Genomic DNA, 20581 nt, shown 5'->3' on the forward strand with positions numbered 1-20581 from the left:
GTTTTTCATAGGATATTGGATTATAAAAGAGGGTTGGATTTCTATCCTGACCCTTTTTTTACTTTTATACCATGCAGAGACCGGTATTAGTGATCAAGCTGGGTACAGCAGTGATCACAGACAGTAAGGGCGTGATCAGTCAGGCCATCATCAGGAAAGTGGCCGCAGAGATTGCCTCACTCGCAAAACGCTATCGCATCGTTCTGGTGAGCAGCGGCGCGGTGGGCAGCGGCAAATCTTTTATCAAACAATACAAGGGAACCCTCACAGAGCGCAAAGCCGCTGCTGCCATCGGAAATCCCATCCTCATCAGATTATATCAGAAACATTTTTCCGCTTACGATATCCCCGTGGCGCAGGCATTATGTGAGCGCGTGCATTTCAGCAGGCGACCGCAGTTCCTGCAACTCAAAGAAACCTTCGATGCATTCTGGGAGAACAATATCATTCCCATTGTGAATGAAAATGATCTCATCAGCAATGTGGAGCTCAAGTTCTCGGACAATGATGAACTGGCAACCCTCATGGCCATTGGCTTTGATGCGGAAGCACTGATCATCTGTACTTCCGTGGGAGGTTTCATGAACGATAAAAAAGAGATCATTCCGCTGGTTGAAAATGTAGACAGGAATATTCTCGGCTTTGTAACAACAGACAAGAGCAGTCTTGGCCTCGGTGGCATGACTTCCAAACTCACCTTCACCAGGCTGGCCAATTCACTGGGCATCAAAGTGATCATCACCGGGCTGAAAGGCAATACACCATTCGCTTCGGCCCTCGCCGGCCAGCAGGGAAGTACCTTCCTGCCGCAGGACAGTAACCTCAAGGCCCGCCAGAAATGGCTGGCCAGCGGCTCTATCACTCTCGGCAGTATTTCGGTTGACAAAGGCGCCGCCAAAGCATTGCAGCAACGCCGCAGCCTGCTGACCGTGGGTATTACACAGGTGCAGGGCAAGTTCACACAGGGCGAAGTAGTGCAGCTGATGGACGAGGAAGGCATCATCCTGGGGGTAGCCAAAGTGAAGCTGGGAGCGGCTGCTATCAAAGAGAACCTGAAAGCGAAGAACGTAGTGGCGGCGCATGCCGATGATATTGTCGTATTTTAGTAGAGCCATTGAATCAACAATCATGAAGTCCATCACACCCCTGATAATAAAAACGAGTGTAGCTTCTGTTAGCCTGAAATCGGTGAGCGAAAAGCCACTCAAAGCCGCGCTCAATGCGCTGGCAAAAGCACTGGAAGCCAACAGCACACTGCTGATCCGGGCCAATAAGAAAGACCTGGCCAAACAGGCCCCGGATAATCCGCGTAACGACAGGCTGCTGCTGAATGAGCAGCGTATCAAAAACATTGCGGCCAGCATCCGCAACATCAGCAAACTTCCTGATCCTTCGGGTAAGCTGCTGGAATCACGCATATTGAAGAACGGTCTGTTGCTGGAAAAAATTACGGTCCCGCTTGGTGTAGTGGGGGCAATCTATGAATCACGCCCCAATGTGACCTTTGATATTGCAGCACTCTGTCTCAGAAGCCGCAATGGCTGTGTACTCAAAGGCAGCAGCGAAGCTGATAATACCAATAAGGCCGCTGTTTCGCTGATCAAAAAAACACTGAAAGAACATGATATTGATCCGGATTGCGTGACCCTGCTGCCCGCCGAAAGGGAAGTGGTGCAGGAGCTCTTCACCGCCACACGTTATGTGGATGTGCTGATCCCCCGTGGTTCCGATTCGCTGATCCAATACGTTCGCAACAACAGCCAGGTGCCTGTGATAGAAACGGGAGCCGGAGTTTGTCATGTGTATGTAGAGAAAGATGCGGCGCTCAAAAAAGCATTGGACATAGTGGTGAATGCGAAAGTCTCCCGTCCTTCTGTCTGCAATGCAGCCGATACCATCCTGGTGGATGCTGCTGTGGCCCCGGAGTTTCTGAAGAAATTACAGCCCAGGCTGGCTGAGCACGGTGTTGAGGTCTTTGCAGACCCCAAAGCGTTCAAACTGCTGAAAGGGTATCCTTTATTGCAATTGGCTACAGAAGCGGATTTCGGAAGAGAGTTCCTCAGCCTGAAATGCGCAGTGAAGGTGGTGAAGGATATCAATGAAGCGCTGGTACATATCCGTGAGCATAGTACCAGGCATTCTGAAGCGATCGTGTCGGAGAATAAAAAGAACTGCGAACGGTTCCTGCGTGAAGTGGATGCAGCGGCGGTGTATACCAATGCAAGTACGCGTTTTACAGATGGGGAAGAGTTTGGTTTGGGAGCGGAGATCGGGATTTCAACACAGAAGCTGCATGCGCGTGGGCCTTTTGCACTGGAGAAGCTGGTAACTGAGAAATGGCTGATCCGTGGAAACGGCCAGATAAGATAACAGAGGGTGCGCCCAGTCGCTCGCGTCCCCGCGAGTGACTTCTATTTGCTCGCATCCGGCGAGCACCGAGTCGCCGGAGGCGACGGCATATCCGTCACCCGCGGCGACGCGAGCGGCTGCCCCCGGGTAATGGCGATATCCCTTATTAGTCAGCCGCACTGCGAAATAGTATTTTACTGATTGATAAACTTCGGATTGATCAGGTTCTCTATTGAATAGATCTGGTCCCATTTCTTCTGCGTGATCAGTTTTCTTTCCTTCACTACTATATCGTGAATGGATTTACCTGTTGTCAGCGCTTCCTTCGCAATATCGGCAGATTGCTCGTAACCCAGGATCGGGTTGAGTTGTGTAACGATACCAATGCTGTTCATTACCATATCCTTTGTCCGTTCTTTATTGGCGGTGATACCATCCACACATTTCTCGCGCAGCATATCACAGGCCCTGGTCATGTATTCAAAAGAAGTGAAGAGCGCAAAGGCAAGCACGGGCTCCATCACATTGAGTTGTAATTGTCCGGCTTCCGCGGCCATGGTAACAGTGAGGTCTGCACCGATCACATAGAAGCAGGTCTGGTTCACTGCTTCAGGGATCACGGGGTTTACTTTTCCGGGCATGATGCTGGAGCCTGGTTGCATCGGAGGCAGGTTGATCTCCTGGAAGCCGCAGCGGGGGCCGCTGCTGAGCAGGCGGAGATCGTTGCAGATCTTGCTGAGCTTAACGGCGCAGCGTTTCATGGTGCCGCTGAGTTGTACATAAGCGCCGGCATCATAAGTGGCTTCAATGAGATCGGCGGCCAGTGTTACCGGAACCTTGCTGAACCTGGCAAGGTGCTTCACACATTTTTCAGCATATCCTTTGGGCGCATTCACACCTGTTCCGATAGCAGTAGCGCCCATATTCACTTCCGTGATCAGTTGCTGCACTTCGCGGAGGCGCAGCACATCTTCACCGAGCGTGGTGGCAAAGGCATTGAACTCCTGGCCGAGTGTCATAGGTACAGCGTCCTGCAATTGAGTGCGGCCCATCTTCAGCACATCCTTGAATGATTTACCTTTTTTATAGAATGATTTCTGGAGTTTCTCCAACGCCACGATAAAATCATTGATGATGAAGAAGAGCGCAATGCGGAAGGCGGTAGGGTAGGCATCGTTGGTGGATTGCGAGCAGTTCACATGATTGTTGGGATGGAGGTATTCATACTGTCCTTTTGCATAACCCATATATTCCAGCCCGATATTGGCAATCACCTCATTGGCATTCATATTGGTGGAAGTACCGGCTCCGCCCTGGATCAGGTCGCTGATGAACTGATCATCATACTTTCCGGCAATGAGCTCATCACAGGCAAAGCTGATGGCTTCCACAATCTTTTTGTCCAGCACGCCACAATCCTTATTAGCCATGGCTGCCGCCTTCTTCACAAAACCGAATGCCTTGATGAAAAGTGGCTCTTTGCTTAGGGGAATGCCGGTGATATCGAAATTCTCTTTAGCTCTTAAGGTTTGTACGCCATAATATGCATTGATGGGTACCTCCTTTTCTCCTAAGAAGTCGTGTTCCTTCCTGAATTTTTTGCTCATGGGTATATGTTTGAAATAATTGTATATGATGAACGTGTATCGCAATCCGGGTCACGGCAAGGGCTCAGGCAAAGGGCTAAATGAATGTTCCGTAAAGTAGCAGCCAATGCAGGTTTGAGGATGTAACCGCTTGACAGACCTGCAACTAAATGTAGCCAATAAATCTGAAATGGCATGGGAGAAGGCACGCCCTTTGCTTTCGCAGTGCCCAGTCGCCCGCGTCCCCGCAAGTGACGTTTATTCCGTCGCCTCCCGGCGACACGGTGCTCGCCGGGAGGCGAGCAAATATAAATCACTCGCGGGGACGCGAGCGACTGGCGGCACCCTGCAGGTTTACCTGGCACACTGTAGGTTGGAACCACAAAAAACTTTCAAACTTTTTTTATAGTTTTTTCTTCGTTCTGATAAAACCTTGTATCTTTAGTCTACTAAATTGGTAGACTATTATTTCAGGTGCCGCTGGCGCACTCAACATATTGAAAGTATTGCTGCTGGCCAGCAATTGTTGTTATGGGTATAATGCCTGCAGTTTCCACTGCGGGCATCTTTTTTTCCGGTAATGCAGTCTGGAGTTTATCGTTTTTCTTCTGATGCTTCTTTCAGTGTGCTCCTTCTGTAAACAAAAACGCCCAGTCTGTATGTGATCCATAACAGGGAGTAGGCGAGAAGCCCTTTCAGGTTTTGTTTTACATCTTCCGGATCATACCGGCCATGGATGCGCTTACGCAGCAGTTTGTTGGAATATTCCTGTGCATATTCAATACCTACACTGAAAAAATAAAGAATGGCAAAAATGAGGATATGTACCGTAAACCTTCCGTTAGTGAAGAGGATATTCAGAAAGGCTGCTGCCAGAAAGTAAAAAACTGCATGAAGTTCTTTATCATGACCCCTGAATACGGAAGGCAGTTTTATCATGAATCCCACAACCGACACAACCAGGCATACGAAAACCAAAAACACTTTTACCCAGTTATTCAGTTTGATTTCCATTGTTGGCGGCTGTTTCAACGAAAATAACAAAGTTTGTGAAACGAAATTACTTTCGCAGTGCCCAGCCGATCGCGTCCCGCGAGTGACGTTTATTCCGTCGCCTCCTGGCTACACGGTGTTCGCCGGAGGCGAACAAATATTCCTCACTCGCCGGAGGCGAGCGAGTGCCCCCCGATAAAGTAAAAGGGCTGACCGTTTGGTCAGCCCTCTTGCGCTTATTATTTGAAGCGGATCAATCTTTCATTCCCTGGATATTGCTATCCACGGTGGCTTCGTTGGCTTTCTGCTCCTGCAGCTTTCTCAGCTTTCTGCCGAGCGCTATCCTGGAGATCAGTACAAACAGCACCGGCACCACAAAGATGGCCAGGGTAGTGGCTGCAAGCATACCGCCGAATACCGTCCAGCCGATGGTTTTACGTGCTTCCGAACCTGCACCTGAAGAGAATGCCAGCGGCAGTACACCCAGGATGAAGGCCAGGGAGGTCATGATGATCGGACGAAGACGGAGCTGTACAGCCTGCAAAGTGGCATGTACGATATCCATTCCCCTGTCAACCCTTTCCTTGGCAAACTCCACGATCAGGATGGCGTTCTTGGCCGAGAGACCGATCAGGGTGATCAGACCGATCTGCGCATACACGTTATTGCTCAGGTTGGGCAGGAAGGTAAGGGTCAGGATCGAACCAAAGGCCCCGATCGGCACCGCAAACAGTACGGAGAACGGAATACTCCAGCTCTCATACAATGCCGCCAGGAAGAGGAACACGAATATGATGGAGATCATGAAGATGATAACCGTGCTGCTGCCGGCTTTTTTCTCCTCACGGCTGAGGCCGGAAAATTCATATCCGTAACCTGCCGGCAATACCTGCGCGGCTACTTCTTCCAGCGCCTTGATGGCTTCACCGGAACTGAATCCAGGCTTGGGCGATCCGTTGATCTCGATGGAACGGTAGATATTGTAATGCGAGATCACCGCCGGTGCTTCAATCACTTTGGTAGTTACCAGCGAGCTCAGCGGCACCATATTGCCCTGGCTGTTGCGCACAAAGTAACTGTTGAGGTTGCTCAGGTTGCTTCTGAAACTGCTGTCTGCCTGCGCCATCACACGGAAGTTCCTTCCGTAGATATTGAAGTCGTTGATATAAGAACTACCCAGCAGGGTACTCATGGTGCTGTACACATCTGCCACAGATACGCCAAGCTTCTTGGCCTTATCACGGTCCACATTCACTTTATAGCTCGGTGTTTTCGTATTGAAGAAGGTATAGGCCAGTCCGATCTCAGGACGTTGATATAACGCACCGAGGAACTTCTTGCTCACCGCTTCAAACTGCTGGATATTATCGGTACTGGTGGTCTGCTGCAATTCAAAAGTAAAACCGGCCGTTTGTCCGAGACCAGGAATGGCCGGCGGCGCAATAGCCAGTACGCGGGCTTCTTTCAGATCAGACATGCCGCCCATGATCTGCCCGATCACACTCTGCACATGGTCTTTCTTGTCTTTCCGCAGGCTCCAGTCCTTCAGTGATACGAACACCGTACCCATGTTTGATTTGTTGGAGAAACTGATCACGTTCAGGCCCGCGATACCACCCACGGCTTTCACCTGCGGCATCTTCAGCAGCCGGGCCATGATCGTATCCAGCATTGCCACGCTTCTTGTTGTGGAAGTGGCTTCCGGCATTTCGTAGGTTACAAAGAACCTTCCTTCATCTTCCGTTGGGATAAAGCCGGAGGGCTTGTTCTTGAAGAGGAAGAAGAGCCCTACGAACAAACATACCAGCATCACCAGTACATAAGGAGTAGCTTTGATCCACTTGCCTACACCACGGGTGTACCTGGTGCTCAAACGGTCGAACCACCTGTTGAAGGAGGCGAAGAACCTTTCCAGGATATTCTTCTTATCGCCTTCTTTTTTACCCGGCTTGAGCAGCAGGATACAGAGAGCAGGCGTGAGTGATAGGGCTACAAAGGCCGACAGCAGCACCGAGACCGCAATGGTGATCGCAAACTGTTGATACAATCGTCCCACAATGCCCGGCACAAATCCTACCGGCACAAATACCGCGGCAAGGATCAGGGCGATGGCAATTACGGGTCCCGAGATATCTTTCATCGCCTGCATGGTTGCCTCCTTCGGCGACAGGTTTTCATGATCGATATAATGCTGCACCGCTTCCACCACCACAATAGCGTCATCCACCACGATACCGATGGCCAGTACAAAACCGAAGAGGGTCAAGGTATTGATGGTGAAGTCGAGTGGTATGAAGAAGATGAAGGTACCGATGATACTCACCGGGATGGCGAGGATCGGGATCAGCGTGGCGCGCCAGTTCTGCAGGAAGATGAATACCACCAGAGTTACCAGCAGCAATGCTTCCACCAGGGTGTGGATCACCTCTTCGATAGATACTTTCACTACGGAAACCGTTTCGAAGGGAGAGATATAATCCACATCTTTCGGGAACGATTTCTTCAGCTCTTCCATAGCCTTGGTGATGCCTTCGTAAGTATCGAGGGCATTGGCGCCGGGAGCCTGGTAGATCAGCATGAAGGCGCCGCGTTTGCCATTCACAAAGGAGTTGAAACCATAGTTGAACTTGGCCAGCTCCACGCGTGCGATATCTTTCAGGTACACCACAGATCCCTGGGCAGGGTTGCTGCGTACAATGATGTCTTCAAAATCCTGCACCCTGTTCAGGCGGCTGTTGGTGAGTACGCTGTACTCGAAGGTCTGGTTGCCGGGCTGCGGGTTGCCGCCAACCGTACCACCGGGTACCTGCAGGTTCTGCTCGGCAAGTGCCGCGCTTACTTCCGCCGGTGTGATCTTGAGGTTGGCCAGCTTATCAGGGTTGAGCCAGATCCGCATGGCAAACTCATCACCAATGCTGGTGATATCACCTACCCCTTTCACACGGAGAAGGGCGTCTTTTACATAGATGTTTGCATAGTTGCCCAGGAAGGTGGCATCGTGTGTGCCATTGGGTGAGAACAGGGTCATCACCATCATGATACTGGGGTTTCGCTTACGCACCACCACACCCAGTCTTTTTACAGCATCGGGAAGGGTGGGCTCGGCCACACTCACACGGTTCTGAACGTCGAGGGCCGCGATATCGATATTGGTGCCGATATCAAAACTTACCGTAACGCTGGACTGGCCTGCGCTGGTACTGTTACTGCTCAAATAGCTCATGCCCGGCGTACCGTTGATCTGTGTTTCGATGCCGGTAGTAACCGTCTGTTCCACTGTTTCTGCGTCGGATCCGGTAAAGTTGGCTGTTACGCTCACGGCCGGGGGCGTGATATCCGGGTACTGCGCCACCGGCAGGGTGGTGAGGGCGATAAGCCCAACCAGCACGATCACTATCGAGATCACGATGGCAGTAATTGGCCGTTTTATAAAAGTATCCGCTATCATTGTTATCTCTTTTTTCCAGGCCGGTGATACAATGTTTCACCGGCTGCGTTTCCAATTGTCGATTCTTTATGGTTTCTTCTGTGCGGTGGTATCGGCCGCTACTTTGATCTGTGAACCTTCACGCAGGTTCTGAACACCCTGCACTACAATCACATCTCCGGGTTTCAGCCCGTTTTTCACAATGATGTTGGCGCCAAGAGGCTGGCCTAACTGAACTTTGGTCTGACTTACTTTATCTCCATTCACAACATACACGAAGAATTCTCCGAGCTGCTCTGTAACGGCTTTGTAGGGGATCACCACTGCATCGCTGCTGCTGCGGTGCACCAGCAAAGTGCCGGTCATACCGGGTTTCAGCATATCCTTTGCATTGGGGAATACCACCCTCACCTTGATAGAGCCCGTTTGGGGATCCACTGCACGGTCAACCAGGTTGATCTTTCCGGCAAAGGGGTAGATATCTTCACCGAACTGCAGTTTGAAAGTGGAGTCGCCGGCCTTTGAGCCTGCCTGCTGCATTTTGGTGAACTGATAGATCTCACGCTGATCTACGGGGAAGTCAACCGCAATAGGATCGTTGGAAGAAACGGTATTGAGAATGGTCTGCCCTGCATAAACAGGCGTACCCACTTTCACCTGACTGATACCGATAGTACCACTGAAAGGTGCTGTGAGGGTGGTATAGCGCACATTGGTCTGCACGGCGCGTACATTGGCGCGGGCTGCATCCACTGTTTTTTTAGCGGCTTCGAGTGCAGCTTCGGCATTGTCTACCTGCTGCTTGGCAATGGCATCATGCTTGTCGAGCTCGCGGTAGCGGTCTGCATCTTTCTGCGCCTTCACCAGGTTGGCTTCCTGCACGGCAAGACTGGCCTGCGCCTGGTTATAAGTGGCTTCATAAGCCTGCTGGTCGATGCTATACAGTTTTTGTCCCTTGCTTACGCGTGCCCCGTCTTTGAAGAAGATGCCGGTAACATAACCGTTCACCTGTGGACGGATCTCTGTCTGCTCCAGTGCAGTTACCGTTGCGGGATAAAGATCTGCATAGCTGGCGTTGGTAGCCTCTACCTGGAAGGTGGTTACAGCCACTGCGGGCGGCGCCTGCTGCGCTGCCTGTTGCTGCTGGTTCTTGCCGCCGCATGCTGCGAGGATCACCAGTGCACCGATTCCTGTGTATTGCTGAAATTGTCGGATCAACATATAGAAAGTGTGTGTTTGTGTTTGATTGGTTTGGGTTTGGTCTTAGTAATTGATCTGGCCTAATGCCTTCTGAACATCTATTTTAGACGACAGCAACTGGTACAATGCATTGTAATAGTTGATGCGTGCGTTGCGAAGATCCGTTTCCGAAGTGATCACTTCCAGGTAGGTTTTTATCCCCGATCTGTACTGAAGATTGATCACATCATATACCTCCTGCGCCAGGGCCAGGTTCTCTTTAAGCGCCAGGTAGGTGCTGAGACTGGCTTTGTAAGCGGCAAGCGCCTGCGCATGTTCGGCATTGATATTATTCCTCAGGTCCGTGATATCCGCTTCGATCAGGTTGATCTGCAATTCGGCATTCCGGATATTCTGGATCCGTTTACCTCCCTGGAAAATGGGCAGCGTTACGCTGAGGTTGGCAAAGGACTGAGGGTAGTTGGTATTATATAGTTTGCTGAACTGATCGTTCTGGTAATTGAAATTGTAAGCGCCATTGGCGGATACATTCGGGATAAAGCTCCACTTGTTGTACTTCAGGTTTGCCTGTTGCAGTTTCAGCTGGGTCTGCAGCAACTGGTACTCTATGCGCGTACTGTAGTTGGTGCCCTGCAGGGTGTCCAGTACAATCTCGCTTTCCATCTGCAGGGTATCGTATTTGATCTCCAGTGGAGCGCCCCCCGGGTAGCCCATCAGCGCTTTGAGGTATTCGATCTTGGCCTTCAGCAGTTCCTCATTCGTTTTCAGCAATGCCTTTGCATTGTTGAGGGCGATGGTGGCACGCTTGTAATCTGTTTTATCGGTTACTCCTGCCTGATACTGGTAGGTGGCATCGCGCAGGCTGCGTTCCAGCCGGTTGATGTCTTCGCTGGTGGTTTTGATCTGCTGTTTGGTAGTGAGCACATCATAGAAAGCCTTTGAAACATTTACGGCCACATCGATTTTGGTGGCGCCGGTATTCTGTTTGGCAAATCTCCGTACATCACCGGCCGTCTGGGTAGCCAGCAGGGCATCCCTGTTGAAGATGTTCTGCGTGGCAGTGAGCTGAACGGCAGAGACATTGTCTACACCCAGTTTAACCGGGTTACCGCCAATCACGGCTGTTTGTACTTTGAAGTTATGCTGCAGGTTATAAGCCGCATTGATCTGCGGATACCAGTCGGCCAGCTTGCCTTTGATGGTGGTTTCAGTAATGGCCTCATTGATGAGCGCCTTCTGAACCGCAGGTTGATTCCTGATGGCATAACGGATCACATTGTCCAGCGTGGCCTCCTGGAGGAGACTGTCGCTGTCCTTTTGCTGAGCGTTCAGCCATTGAGGTAATACAAGAAGAGAAAGAATGATACATTTCCATTTGTGTTGAGCCAGGGCATTCAACTTGTTCATAAAGCGCATTTATCTATTACGTAAACAAAGAAAGACGTTCAGGTACCGCCTCTTCGGTGGGGAGTCCGATGAAGGGTTGTTTAGTACGCAGGCAGCTTCAGGCAAAAATCCGTGGGGTTAACGGCAAAGGTATTGAAGCTCACAACATCTTGATAATTTTTTCTGGACCAACGGTGCACATAGTCAATCTCTCCGGGGCAGGGCCACGATGGTCCGGATGGAGTGCTTAACAGAGGAACCCGGGCGATTGTTCAATGATTTTCAAAGCTTATTTATGTGGTAAGCTCCATGCAAGACTAACAGTTGTTATTATGCAAAAGGATTCCCCTCCTGTGCGGTTGGCAGGCATCGTTAGGGGTGTTGGACGTTTGATTACCGGTTTTCTTTCTGTCTGCTGTAAAATAATTCCTCCTATCGTACCCCCTTTGTCTCGTTATGTGTAATAACGTATTTTAGAAGTATCGTTCACCCGGAATCGAAAAAACTATGTACAGGAAATTCATCTCGTCATTATTCATTTTAACCATTACCGCGAGTGTGGCCATGGCGCAAACGAAAGAAGAAAAAGAAGTGGCGGCTGCTGTTGAAACACTCCGCAAGGCAATGATCGATGGTGATCAGAAAGCACTCGAAGCCATCGCAGCCGATCAACTTACGTATGGTCATAGCAGTGGAAATGTGGAAGACAAAAAAACATTCGTGCACACGCTGGCCAGCGGAAAGTCTGACTTTGTAACCATCCACCTTACAGATCAGACCATCACCGTTTCCGGAACAACGGCCATCGTCAGGCATAAGCTCAATGCAACCACCAACGATGGCGGCAAGCCGGGGACCGTGGCGCTGACCATCATGACCGTCTGGCAAAAACAAAATAAGCATTGGGTGCTGCTGGGGCGCCAGGCTGTGAAGATAGCGCCTCCAAAACCATAGCGCATATTCCTGAACGTTAGTGATCAGGATAATCTGGCATCAGGATAAGATAGCGGTGCTGAAGGCCCTGAACTGGCCGTCAGCACCGCTTTTCGCTGTAAAAAACATTCAACTTTAACAGCAAATTATTGCACCGTACTGGCCTCAAATGTTATAGATTTCTAAATTCGCGTTTTAAAATGACGGTTTATTGTGGATGGCAGCGTCAAAGGCTCCGTTATCCCAAAGCAAACCAAAAGAATTCACCGTAGCCATGACCCGGACAATACTGCTGACTATTGCCTGCCTTATCTCGTTTTCCGCGTTCGCCCAGAAACCCGTGGGTACCCTCAAAGGAAAAGTACTTGATAAGCAGAACAAACTCGTTCTTCCCTCCACAACCGCTACCCTCCTCAATGCGCTTGACTCCAGCATGATAGGTTTTACTGTTACCAATAAGGAAGGGCTGTTTGAAATAAAGAATATTCCCGCAGGGGCCTACCTCCTCAATCTTACGTTTACAGGGTATCTTGACCACTACCAGCCAGTCCGTTTTTCAGAAGGGAAGCCGCTGGTTGACCTGGGAGAGATCCTGCTGGCTACGGATACTTCCATGCTGGAAGCCGTAGTGGTGCGCATCCCGCCGATCCAGATCAAGGGAGATACTACCGAGTTCCGGGCCAGCGCCATCAAAACCAGGCCCAATGCCACGGTGGAAGACCTGCTCAAGCGGATCCCCGGTATGGAAGTGGACCGCGATGGAAATATCACTTCCCAGGGTAAGGATATTCCCAAGATCTATGTGGACGGAAAGGAGTTCTTCGGTAATGATCCCAAAATGGCCACCCGCAACCTCACCGCTGATATGGTGGAGAGCGTGCAGCTCTACGATGATATGAGCGAGCAGGCCAGGTTCAATAAAATAGATGATGGCAGCCGTCAGCGTACCATCAATATCAAGCTCAAGAAAGACAGGCGTAAGGGCATTTTCGGCCGCGCAGCAGCAGGTCTGGGCAATGAGGACCTCTATGAAGGCAGCTTCTTTGTGAATAATTTCAATAATAATTTCCGGTTGTCACTGGTGGGCAATGCAAGCAATACCAACCGGATGGGCATGGGAGGTATGATGAATATGCCCATGGGCGGAGGCCGCGGTGGTGGCAGAGGCGGTATGAGTGGCATGGCAGTGAGTGGTGGCCGGGGTGGCGGCAGGGGCGGAGCCGGTAATACCAATATCTGGGGTGGCGGTATCAACTTCACCAATGAATGGGGCAGGAAGCTGAGCCTCACCGGAAGTTATGCCATCAATGGGTCCGATTCAAAGACCGAAAGCCAGCGTCAGCAACAGACCTTCTTTGCAAACGACAGTTCCACGGTGGAAAACTCTGCATCCAGCTCCACCAGTAATAACAGCGGCCATAACTTTTCAATGCGCTTCGATTACAAGATGGACAGTATGAGCAGCATCACTGTTTCGCCTACACTGAATTTCCGCAAATCATCCAGCAACAGTATGGACAGTTCCCGCACCCGCTCCGTTACAAAGGCACAGACCTATGACGCCATTGCACGAAGGAGCAGCAGGGAAAGTGAAAACGACGGGCTCGGCTTCAATAATAATATCACTTTCCGCCACCGTTTCCGGAAAAAAGGCAGGACCCTCAGTATCGCATGGCAGAGCTCCGTGAACAATTCCGATATGAACGGCAGCAATGAAACGCCTTACTATTTCTTCAATCCGCTGGGAGATACCACTTCGCTTACCCATCAGCGTCAGCGAAACTTCAATAAGGGACGCAGCTTCAACAATACGATCAATACTTCCATCACAGAATCCCTCACCGAAAAAATGCTCTGGGAGTTTAACTATGCCTATACCAACGACCGGAATACCAGTGATGTGGATGTGATGGAATACAGGGAAAGCTCCAGGCAATATGATAGTGTGAACAAGAGCCAGACCAACTATTTCGAGAACAGGAACCAGCACCATAAGTTCGGCACCAATCTCAAGTATACCCTGGCAAAAGGCGATCTGCAGGTAGGTGGCACTATCCAGTTCACCACCCTGGAGAATATGAGTCATCGTGAGCTCTTTGGTAAAGACAGTCTGATGGTGCAGAAATTCGTGAACTTTGCGCCCAATGCCAGTTATAATTTTCAGGTAGACCGCCAGTCGAGTCTCCGTTTCAACTACCGTGGTAATACACGCACGCCCAATATCAGTCAGCTTCAGGATGTACGGGATGAGTCGAACCTGTTATACATCAGGGAGGGTAACCCCAATCTGAAGCAGGAGTTCAATCATGATTTCGGCATCAGCTTCAACCGGACCAATCCCAATAATTACATGTATTACAGTGTGGATGCCAGTGCGGGTATCACGCGCAACAGGATCGTGAACAGTATCCGCTTGCTGGATGGCGGCAAACAGCTCAGCAGGCCGGAGAATATCAACGGGGCTTTCAATGCTTCACTGAGTGGTAACTTTTCAATTCCATTGAAAAAGACCATCAGCGGCAAGAGCAGCCCGGTTTCGCTGCAGGCCAACTCGCGCCTGAGTTACAACAGGGATGTGAGCCTGCTGAATGGGGTTGTCAACTTCAATAATAACAGGTCTGCATCGCAGTCATTGTCTCTGAACTATTACAAAGACATTTTTGATGTGGCAGCATCCGGCAGGTTTACCTATAATGATGCGAGCTTCAATGTTACGCAGGCAACGCGTAACCGGTTTTTCAACCAGAACTACAGTGTGGATGCGGGTTGCAGCCTGCTCAAGGACCTGAGGATCGAAAGCAGTTTCGATTACAGCATCAATTCAGGGAGGAGTGATGGCTTCAACCAGGCGATCCCTTTATGGGATGCATCGGTGGCCTGGACCTTCTTCAAGAAAAAGAATGGGGAGCTGAAGGTGAGTGTGGTGGATATATTGAATCAGAACAGTAATATAGACCGGATGGTGAACGACAACTATATTGTTGACAGTTACACGCAGATCCTCAGAAGATATTTTATGGTCAGCTTCATGTATGGGTTCAACCAGTTTGGTGGCCGAAAGGGCGGTGGCCAGAATAAAGGCATGAGGCTGGGAGCGGGGTAAGGGATATGTCAGGAATAAAAACAAGTTCCCTGCAAGACTACAGGGAACTGACTAATCAGATTCTTAACTGACATTAAAACCTTATCCTAATGAGACTCTTGAGGTCAGGGCTTTGGCGGCCCTGACTTTTTATTTTTAGTAATATTGGTAGAAGGGGCGGTGCTGGCTGCTGCAGTTTTATGGTGCACGCTGTAGGCCGCCGCAATCAACAGGGTGATATTTTCGTACAGGAGAATGAGGCTGGCTCGTTCTTTGCCATCATCATAAATACTATGGGTACGCGATATGGCTGTTGAGAGCCATTCCCAGAGCATCGACTGAACTTCATGCTGGTGATAATTCCGGCAGAATTCGGCGATGATCCTGAATGGGTCTTTCATATTTTCACTGGTACCGGGCTGTGTTTGCATAACGTGATCATTTGTATTCAGAAATGGTCCGGGGTGTAAGGGCTGTTGAAAAGATCCACCCGGCAGGTTGCAGTTGCAACCTGCTGGTGAGCCAAACCGGGGCTCCGGGTGTTTCTCCGATACTGCTCGGTATCTTAGCGTAAACGATCACCGCCATAGCTTTTTCTTTCGTTAAGTATAACCCTGTGAAGGGCGAAAACGGCTTCTCTGTTTTTTTTGGCTGTTTTATAAACCGGGAACAGCTTTGATACGTATGTATCATGAGGCGAAGCTTATCGCCTCCAACCTTCCTATTCCTGACCGTTCGGTCCACCACATTCCATGCAATCCCCGACCAACCGATTTGCTTTTTTGATCGGGTCAGGCGTTTTGCGAAGGGCAAGGCCGGAACAGAATAAAAAAGCATATCAGCATTCACAGGTTCCTTCCCTGGATTGCCGGAATGGCAATACAGTGTTGGTCAGGAAGAGATAATCCGTCCTGCTGGAATGAACCATTGTGGGAATTGTTTAGTAAAAATTATCCAGATGCAAGCTTACACTACATGAAAAGTGAAAGCTTCATATAATATTACATCCGGTTTTGATGTGACCTGGTTCAGTGCGAGTTGTGGTATACGTGGGAATTATGTATCTGGAGCAAATATATAAATAATAATTCAATTTACGGTTAAATATTACCGCAAATTTTTTTAAAAAATAACGACCTTGTCTATGTTAAATGATCAAAGCAGTTCAATCAGGCCTATGAAGAAGAAATCAAAAAACAAGAAGGATTACACCCGGCTGAAGCAACAGTTTGGTGCACATCTGCAGAAGATCCGGCTCGATAAGGGATTAAGCCTGCGCGAAGTGGCGCAGAACTGTGACCTGGATGACAGTAATATTTCCAAAATGGAGCATGGCCGTTTCAATGTTCAGATCTCCACGATCTATGAACTGGCCAAAGGTCTGAACCTGCATCCGGCAGACCTCCTGAAATATGAATTTGAATAATTATCATACCGGCCCTTTCCTCCCTTCCGTATTATTTATTGTCTGGGTTCTCCGCATCAACCCATTTTTCTGACCAGGTTGCCCAGGGTCTTCAAACCCTTGTCTACCTTGTCGTCCCATGGCTTGCCATAACCGATCCGCATATAATGGGAGTAGTTGACGCTGTTTGAGAAGATACTGCCCGGTGCTATGGAAATCTGGTGCTTCATCGCTTCAAGCCATAGCTCGTAAGTATTGATATGCTTTCCCAGCTCTACCCATAACACAAACCCGCCCTGCGGGCGCGAGATCCGCGTTCCCTCCGGAAAATACTGCATGATGGCCTGTGTATACCGCAGGCACTGGGTATGTAATGCCTTGCGCAGGTTCCTGAGATGGTATTCGTACCGGCCGATGCTCAGGAAATGTGCCAGCGCCTGCTGTGTAATTGTGGCGCAACTGATACTATGCATCATTTTGATGCTGCTCACTTTGTCCATATACCTTCCGGGAATGATCCACCCGATCCTGTACCCCGGAGCCAGCGATTTGGAAAGCGAAGAGCAGTACAGCACAATTCCCTCCTTATCAAAATACTTACAGGTGCGTGGCCGCTGCCTCCCGAAATACATCTCTCCATATATATCGTCTTCAATCAGTGGCACCTGGCACTTCGTGAGCAATTGCACCAGTCTTTGCTTATGTTCATCCGGCATACAGCTGCCGGAAGGATTGCTGAAATTTGGCACCAGCAGGCAGGCGGCAATGGAATGCTTGCTGATAGCGCGTTCCAGCCCTTCCAGGTCGATGCCCGTTACGGGGTCTGCCGGAATTTCAATGAGTTTGAGCCCCAGGCTCTCAATCACCTGGTAGATACCAAAGTAAGAAGGACATTCAACCGCCACCGTATCACCCGAACGGGTAACCGAACGTAAAGCCATCACCACCGCCTCCATACAGCCAGCCGTGATGATCACCTCATCAGGTTTCACTTTTCCGCCCCAGTTGAAACTGAGCCTGGCGATCTGCTTCCGCAATTCAGGATTGCCCTGCGCATGCTCATATTGCAAACACTGGTAAGGATCATTGCGAAGTGCATAAGTAACGCTTTTGCTGAGCTTAGCCGCAGGCAACAGGTTCACCGAAGGAGAGGCCAGCGCGAAGTTCATGATGTCTTCCGCCCGCATTGTCTTGATCATCTGCATGATCATATCATGATTGGTAGGCTTGTCTACAGGCACCACCACCGGATCTATTTGCTTAGGGAGATGCGCAAACCGACGGGGGTTGAAACGTACATAGTAACCGCTCTTCGGCCTGCTTTCTATCAATCCTTTCCCCTCCAGGTGATAATAAGCCTGAAAAGCAGTACCCATGCTGATCCCATGCTCCTTGCTGAGCATGCGCACGGAAGGCAGCTTGTCACCAATGCGGAGGATATCATCGCCGATCATCTTTTCCACCCCCTCCGCAACCTGCAGATAGAGGTGGTCCTCACCTGTGAATTTCGACTTCATAATGATAATCTGATATAGTCAAAATTACCAAAATGAAAACTATTCAACAAGCTGTTTGTTATCGTGAAATGCCACCCCTGGAGGGTTTAAAGAGCAGGTGCTCAGGAAATCCTTTCCCGCCATTCGGTCTGTCCATCCGGGTAACCGATCAGCACTTTACGGGCCATGCCCAGGAAAAGGCCGGTCTCTATCACACCCGGTATATCATGCAATGTATTGTTGACCGCTGCAGGATCAGTTATTTCACCGAAAGAGATATCTATTATATAATTACCATGGTCTGTCACAAATGGACCGCCATCTTTTTTCATCCTCAGTTGCAGGGGCTTGCCGAACAGCCTGTGCATTTGTTTTTCCACCTGCTTCCAGTTGAACATCATCACTTCTACCGGTAATGGATATGCGCCCAGTTGTTCTACCAGCTTGCTATGATCTGCAATCACGATGAACTTCTCTGCCGCAGAAGCCACCATCTTCTCTCTGAAAAGCGCACCCCCACCTCCCTTGATCAGTTGCAGCTGTGGATCGATCTCATCTGCACCATCGATGGCCAGTTGGATCTTTGCCGCATCATTCAGTTCTATCAGCGGGATATTATACTGCGCCGCCAGTTTGCTGCTGGCCTCAGAGGTAGACACAGCGCGGATCTCGAAGCCGCTGATGATTTTATTCCCCAGCGCTTTGATCAGCCATTCGATGGTGGTGCCGGTACCCAATCCGATGGTCATTCCGGATTGCACCAGCTCGGCGGCCTGCGTACCTACCAGTTCCTTGATCGCAGCATTTGTAAGCATACCCTAAAGTTAGCAGTTATTCAGTTATGAAGGATTGCGTACCTTGCCGGCCTTCTCCAGCTATTAAATCCCGTGACTATGACAAGGATCCTGAATGGAATGCGCAGGCGATTGAAGAGAATGTACGATGGAATCAGCAATGAGCGGATGAAGCAGAATGCCCTGCAGGCGATCCCATTCTGGATCGCAAGTTTACTCACCGGTCTCATTGCAGTGGCATACGCCATCCTCTTTTCCTACGCCGAAAAAGGCGCCGAATGGATGTTGCACCAGGCCAGCTGGAGTCTGTTCATTGCCACACCATGCTGCTTTCTCCTTGCCTGGTGGTTAGTGAAGAAGTATGCTCCCTTTGCGCGTGGCAGCGGTATCCCCCAGGTAATTGCGTCCATCGAACTGGCTACTCCCAAAGACGAGAAGAAGATCAACAAGCTCCTCAATCTGAAAGTTATCTGGGTAAAAATAACCAGCAGCCTGATCATGGCATTCGGCGGCGGTGTTGTGGGCCGTGAAGGCCCTACCATCCAGATCGCCGGCTCTGTATTCCGTACCATCAACCAGTGGCTTCCTGCCTGGTGGCCCAAAATATCACGCAGGAATATGATCATGACGGGTGCTGCTGCCGGACTGGCTGCCGCTTTCAATACCCCCCTCGGGGGACTGGTGTTTACCGTGGAGGAACTGACCCGGACCCATATCAGTTATTTCCGCACCGCTCTTTTCACCGGGGTGATCATTGCCGGCCTCACCGCCCAGGCACTGCTCGGTCCTTACCTCTATCTCGGGTATCCTGACGTAAGTCATTTGTCTCATTGGATTTTTGCCGCAGTTTTGCTGACTGGACTGGTTGCTGGCATGGCCGGCAGCGGCATGTGCCGCCTCATCCTGAGGGTAATGAATATTGCCGGACGATGGAAGAGCCCAAAGAAGATCATTTATATTATCGTATGTGCCTCACTGATAGCCCTGTTTGGCTTCATCTGGGGAATGCCCATGATTGGATCCGGCAAGGAGCTGATGACGGAGACGCTCTTCACCAGCAACAAGCATGTGGAGTGGTACGTACCGCTGCTTCGCATTCTGGGGTCCATCCTGAGTTTCACTACCGGTGGCGCAGGTGGCGTTTTTGCTCCGGCCCTGGCATCGGGTGCCGGTATCGGATCCCTGCTCGGCGGATGGATGGATATGTCGCCCGCCAACTCCAATATACTGATCCTGTCCGGCATGGTGGCCTTTCTCACGGGCGTAACAAGAACGCCCTTCACATCGGCAATCCTGGTACTGGAAATGACGGACCGCCACAACGTGATCTTCCATCTCATGCTGGCCGCCATGGTTGCCTACCTGGTATCCATGCTGGTTGACCGTAAATCATTTTACGATCACCTCAAGCACCGCTTCATTCACGAGGTGAACCTGGAAGAAGCAAAGGATGCCGGAAAAACGGAAGCAGCCATACCCGAACCAGAACAACCAGAACAACAGCAACAACCCGAACCTCCAATACCGCCAGCTGACCCAAAATCAACTGCCCCTTAACGTTAGATTATGTCCAGACAACAGATCACAGACCATACCTCCATTCAACTCCTGGTAGACTCTTTCTATGACAAAGCCCGCAAAGACGAGCTCATCGGTCCCATCTTCAACGAAGTGATCGGAGACCACTGGGACCAGCACCTTCCCACCATGTACAAATTCTGGGGTGATATATTGCTCAACACGCACGACTATGAAGGCAACCCGATGTTCGTTCACAAGCAACTGAATGCAAGGGTGCCGCTGCAACCCGCCCACTTCTCACGCTGGAAAGAATTATTTGTGGAGACAGTGCAGGAATTGTTCGAAGGCGATAAGGCAGAGCTGGCGAAGCAACGCGCGGTTTCTATTGCTACGGTGATGCAGATGAAGG

15 protein-coding genes are annotated in these 20581 nt (G+C 50.2%); 7 read left to right on the forward strand and 8 right to left on the reverse strand.

Annotation, left to right across the window (positions count from 1 at the left end; translation table 11 throughout):
- The first annotated feature begins 71 nt into the window (after positions 1–71).
- Both proB and ACTHMC_RS07310 read left to right on the forward strand, forming a co-directional pair.
- Positions 72–1106, forward strand: a complete 1035-nt coding sequence (gene proB, locus ACTHMC_RS07305; RefSeq protein ID WP_440412165.1) for a glutamate 5-kinase — start codon at positions 72–74, stop codon at positions 1104–1106.
- A 22-nt stretch (positions 1107–1128) separates the two neighbouring features.
- A complete protein-coding gene (locus ACTHMC_RS07310; RefSeq protein WP_440412167.1) occupies positions 1129–2370 on the forward strand; it encodes a glutamate-5-semialdehyde dehydrogenase in 1242 nt (413 codons plus the stop codon).
- 173 nt (positions 2371–2543) lie between these two features.
- Here ACTHMC_RS07310 and aspA read toward each other — a convergent pair whose 3' ends face one another.
- From aspA to ACTHMC_RS07335, 5 genes are all read right to left on the reverse strand, one after another.
- Complete coding sequence (gene aspA, locus ACTHMC_RS07315) at positions 2544–3956, reverse strand: aspartate ammonia-lyase (protein WP_440412169.1); 1413 nt, start codon at positions 3954–3956, stop codon at positions 2544–2546.
- Positions 3957–4529: 573 nt separating this feature from the next.
- Positions 4530–4949 carry a hypothetical protein gene (locus ACTHMC_RS07320; protein ID WP_440412170.1) on the reverse strand — a complete coding sequence of 140 codons (420 nt, stop codon included), beginning with the start codon at positions 4947–4949 and terminating at the stop codon, positions 4530–4532.
- A gap of 232 nt (positions 4950–5181) precedes the next feature.
- Positions 5182–8376: an efflux RND transporter permease subunit gene (locus ACTHMC_RS07325; protein WP_440412172.1), complete on the reverse strand. Its 3195-nt coding sequence runs from the start codon at positions 8374–8376 to the stop codon at positions 5182–5184.
- Positions 8377–8442: 66 nt separating this feature from the next.
- Positions 8443–9576: an efflux RND transporter periplasmic adaptor subunit gene (locus tag ACTHMC_RS07330; RefSeq protein WP_440412174.1), complete on the reverse strand. Its 1134-nt coding sequence runs from the start codon at positions 9574–9576 to the stop codon at positions 8443–8445.
- A 42-nt stretch (positions 9577–9618) separates the two neighbouring features.
- Positions 9619–10962, reverse strand: a complete 1344-nt coding sequence (locus tag ACTHMC_RS07335) for a TolC family protein (protein WP_440412175.1) — start codon at positions 10960–10962, stop codon at positions 9619–9621.
- 486 nt (positions 10963–11448) lie between these two features.
- On the opposite strand from ACTHMC_RS07335, the gene ACTHMC_RS07340 reads away from it, so the two are divergent.
- Together ACTHMC_RS07340 and ACTHMC_RS07345 are read left to right on the forward strand one after the other, a co-directional pair.
- A complete protein-coding gene (locus tag ACTHMC_RS07340; protein ID WP_440412176.1) occupies positions 11449–11895 on the forward strand; it encodes a nuclear transport factor 2 family protein in 447 nt (148 codons plus the stop codon).
- 196 nt (positions 11896–12091) lie between these two features.
- Positions 12092–14977 carry an outer membrane beta-barrel protein gene (locus tag ACTHMC_RS07345; protein WP_440412178.1) on the forward strand — a complete coding sequence of 962 codons (2886 nt, stop codon included), beginning with the start codon at positions 12092–12094 and terminating at the stop codon, positions 14975–14977.
- Positions 14978–15081: 104 nt separating this feature from the next.
- Here ACTHMC_RS07345 and ACTHMC_RS07350 read toward each other — a convergent pair whose 3' ends face one another.
- On the reverse strand, positions 15082–15387 hold the full coding sequence (locus ACTHMC_RS07350; RefSeq protein WP_440412179.1) for a hypothetical protein: 306 nt from the start codon (positions 15385–15387) through the stop codon (positions 15082–15084).
- 746 nt (positions 15388–16133) lie between these two features.
- Between ACTHMC_RS07350 and ACTHMC_RS07355 the strand changes: the two genes are divergently transcribed.
- Positions 16134–16382, forward strand: a complete 249-nt coding sequence (locus tag ACTHMC_RS07355) for a helix-turn-helix domain-containing protein (RefSeq protein ID WP_440412180.1) — start codon at positions 16134–16136, stop codon at positions 16380–16382.
- A gap of 56 nt (positions 16383–16438) precedes the next feature.
- Here the strand turns inward: ACTHMC_RS07355 and ACTHMC_RS07360 are convergent, their stop codons facing one another.
- Together ACTHMC_RS07360 and rpiA are read right to left on the reverse strand one after the other, a co-directional pair.
- Entirely contained in the window at positions 16439–17878 is a 1440-nt protein-coding gene (locus tag ACTHMC_RS07360) for a PLP-dependent aminotransferase family protein (RefSeq protein ID WP_440412181.1), read from the reverse strand.
- A 101-nt stretch (positions 17879–17979) separates the two neighbouring features.
- Complete coding sequence (gene rpiA / locus ACTHMC_RS07365) at positions 17980–18672, reverse strand: ribose-5-phosphate isomerase RpiA (protein WP_440412183.1); 693 nt, start codon at positions 18670–18672, stop codon at positions 17980–17982.
- 78 nt (positions 18673–18750) lie between these two features.
- Between rpiA and ACTHMC_RS07370 the strand changes: the two genes are divergently transcribed.
- Both ACTHMC_RS07370 and ACTHMC_RS07375 read left to right on the forward strand, forming a co-directional pair.
- Complete coding sequence (locus ACTHMC_RS07370; RefSeq protein WP_440412185.1) at positions 18751–20208, forward strand: chloride channel protein; 1458 nt, start codon at positions 18751–18753, stop codon at positions 20206–20208.
- Positions 20209–20217: 9 nt separating this feature from the next.
- A partial coding sequence (locus ACTHMC_RS07375) for a group III truncated hemoglobin (RefSeq protein WP_440412186.1) occupies positions 20218–20581 on the forward strand: 364 nt, incomplete at its 3' end.

The sequence above is a fragment of the Pseudobacter sp. genome, assembly GCF_051955275.1.
Taxonomy (GTDB): Bacteria; Bacteroidota; Bacteroidia; order Chitinophagales; family Chitinophagaceae; genus Pseudobacter.

Coding starts and splice junctions, on each gene's coding strand:
- ACTHMC_RS07345 (WP_440412178.1), top strand. CDS start 12,092: ATGGCAGCGTCAAAGGCTCCGTTATCCCAAAGCAAACCAAAAGAATTC.
- ACTHMC_RS07335 (WP_440412175.1), bottom strand. CDS start 10,962: ATGAACAAGTTGAATGCCCTGGCTCAACACAAATGGAAATGTATCATT.
- ACTHMC_RS07325 (WP_440412172.1), bottom strand. CDS start 8,376: ATGATAGCGGATACTTTTATAAAACGGCCAATTACTGCCATCGTGATC.
- ACTHMC_RS07370 (WP_440412185.1), top strand. CDS start 18,751: ATGACAAGGATCCTGAATGGAATGCGCAGGCGATTGAAGAGAATGTAC.
- ACTHMC_RS07360 (WP_440412181.1), bottom strand. CDS start 17,878: ATGAAGTCGAAATTCACAGGTGAGGACCACCTCTATCTGCAGGTTGCG.
- ACTHMC_RS07330 (WP_440412174.1), bottom strand. CDS start 9,576: ATGTTGATCCGACAATTTCAGCAATACACAGGAATCGGTGCACTGGTG.
- ACTHMC_RS07355 (WP_440412180.1), top strand. CDS start 16,134: ATGAAGAAGAAATCAAAAAACAAGAAGGATTACACCCGGCTGAAGCAA.
- ACTHMC_RS07340 (WP_440412176.1), top strand. CDS start 11,449: ATGTACAGGAAATTCATCTCGTCATTATTCATTTTAACCATTACCGCG.
- ACTHMC_RS07310 (WP_440412167.1), top strand. CDS start 1,129: ATGAAGTCCATCACACCCCTGATAATAAAAACGAGTGTAGCTTCTGTT.
- ACTHMC_RS07320 (WP_440412170.1), bottom strand. CDS start 4,949: ATGGAAATCAAACTGAATAACTGGGTAAAAGTGTTTTTGGTTTTCGTA.
- aspA (WP_440412169.1), bottom strand. CDS start 3,956: ATGAGCAAAAAATTCAGGAAGGAACACGACTTCTTAGGAGAAAAGGAG.
- rpiA (WP_440412183.1), bottom strand. CDS start 18,672: ATGCTTACAAATGCTGCGATCAAGGAACTGGTAGGTACGCAGGCCGCC.
- ACTHMC_RS07350 (WP_440412179.1), bottom strand. CDS start 15,387: ATGCAAACACAGCCCGGTACCAGTGAAAATATGAAAGACCCATTCAGG.
- proB (WP_440412165.1), top strand. CDS start 72: ATGCAGAGACCGGTATTAGTGATCAAGCTGGGTACAGCAGTGATCACA.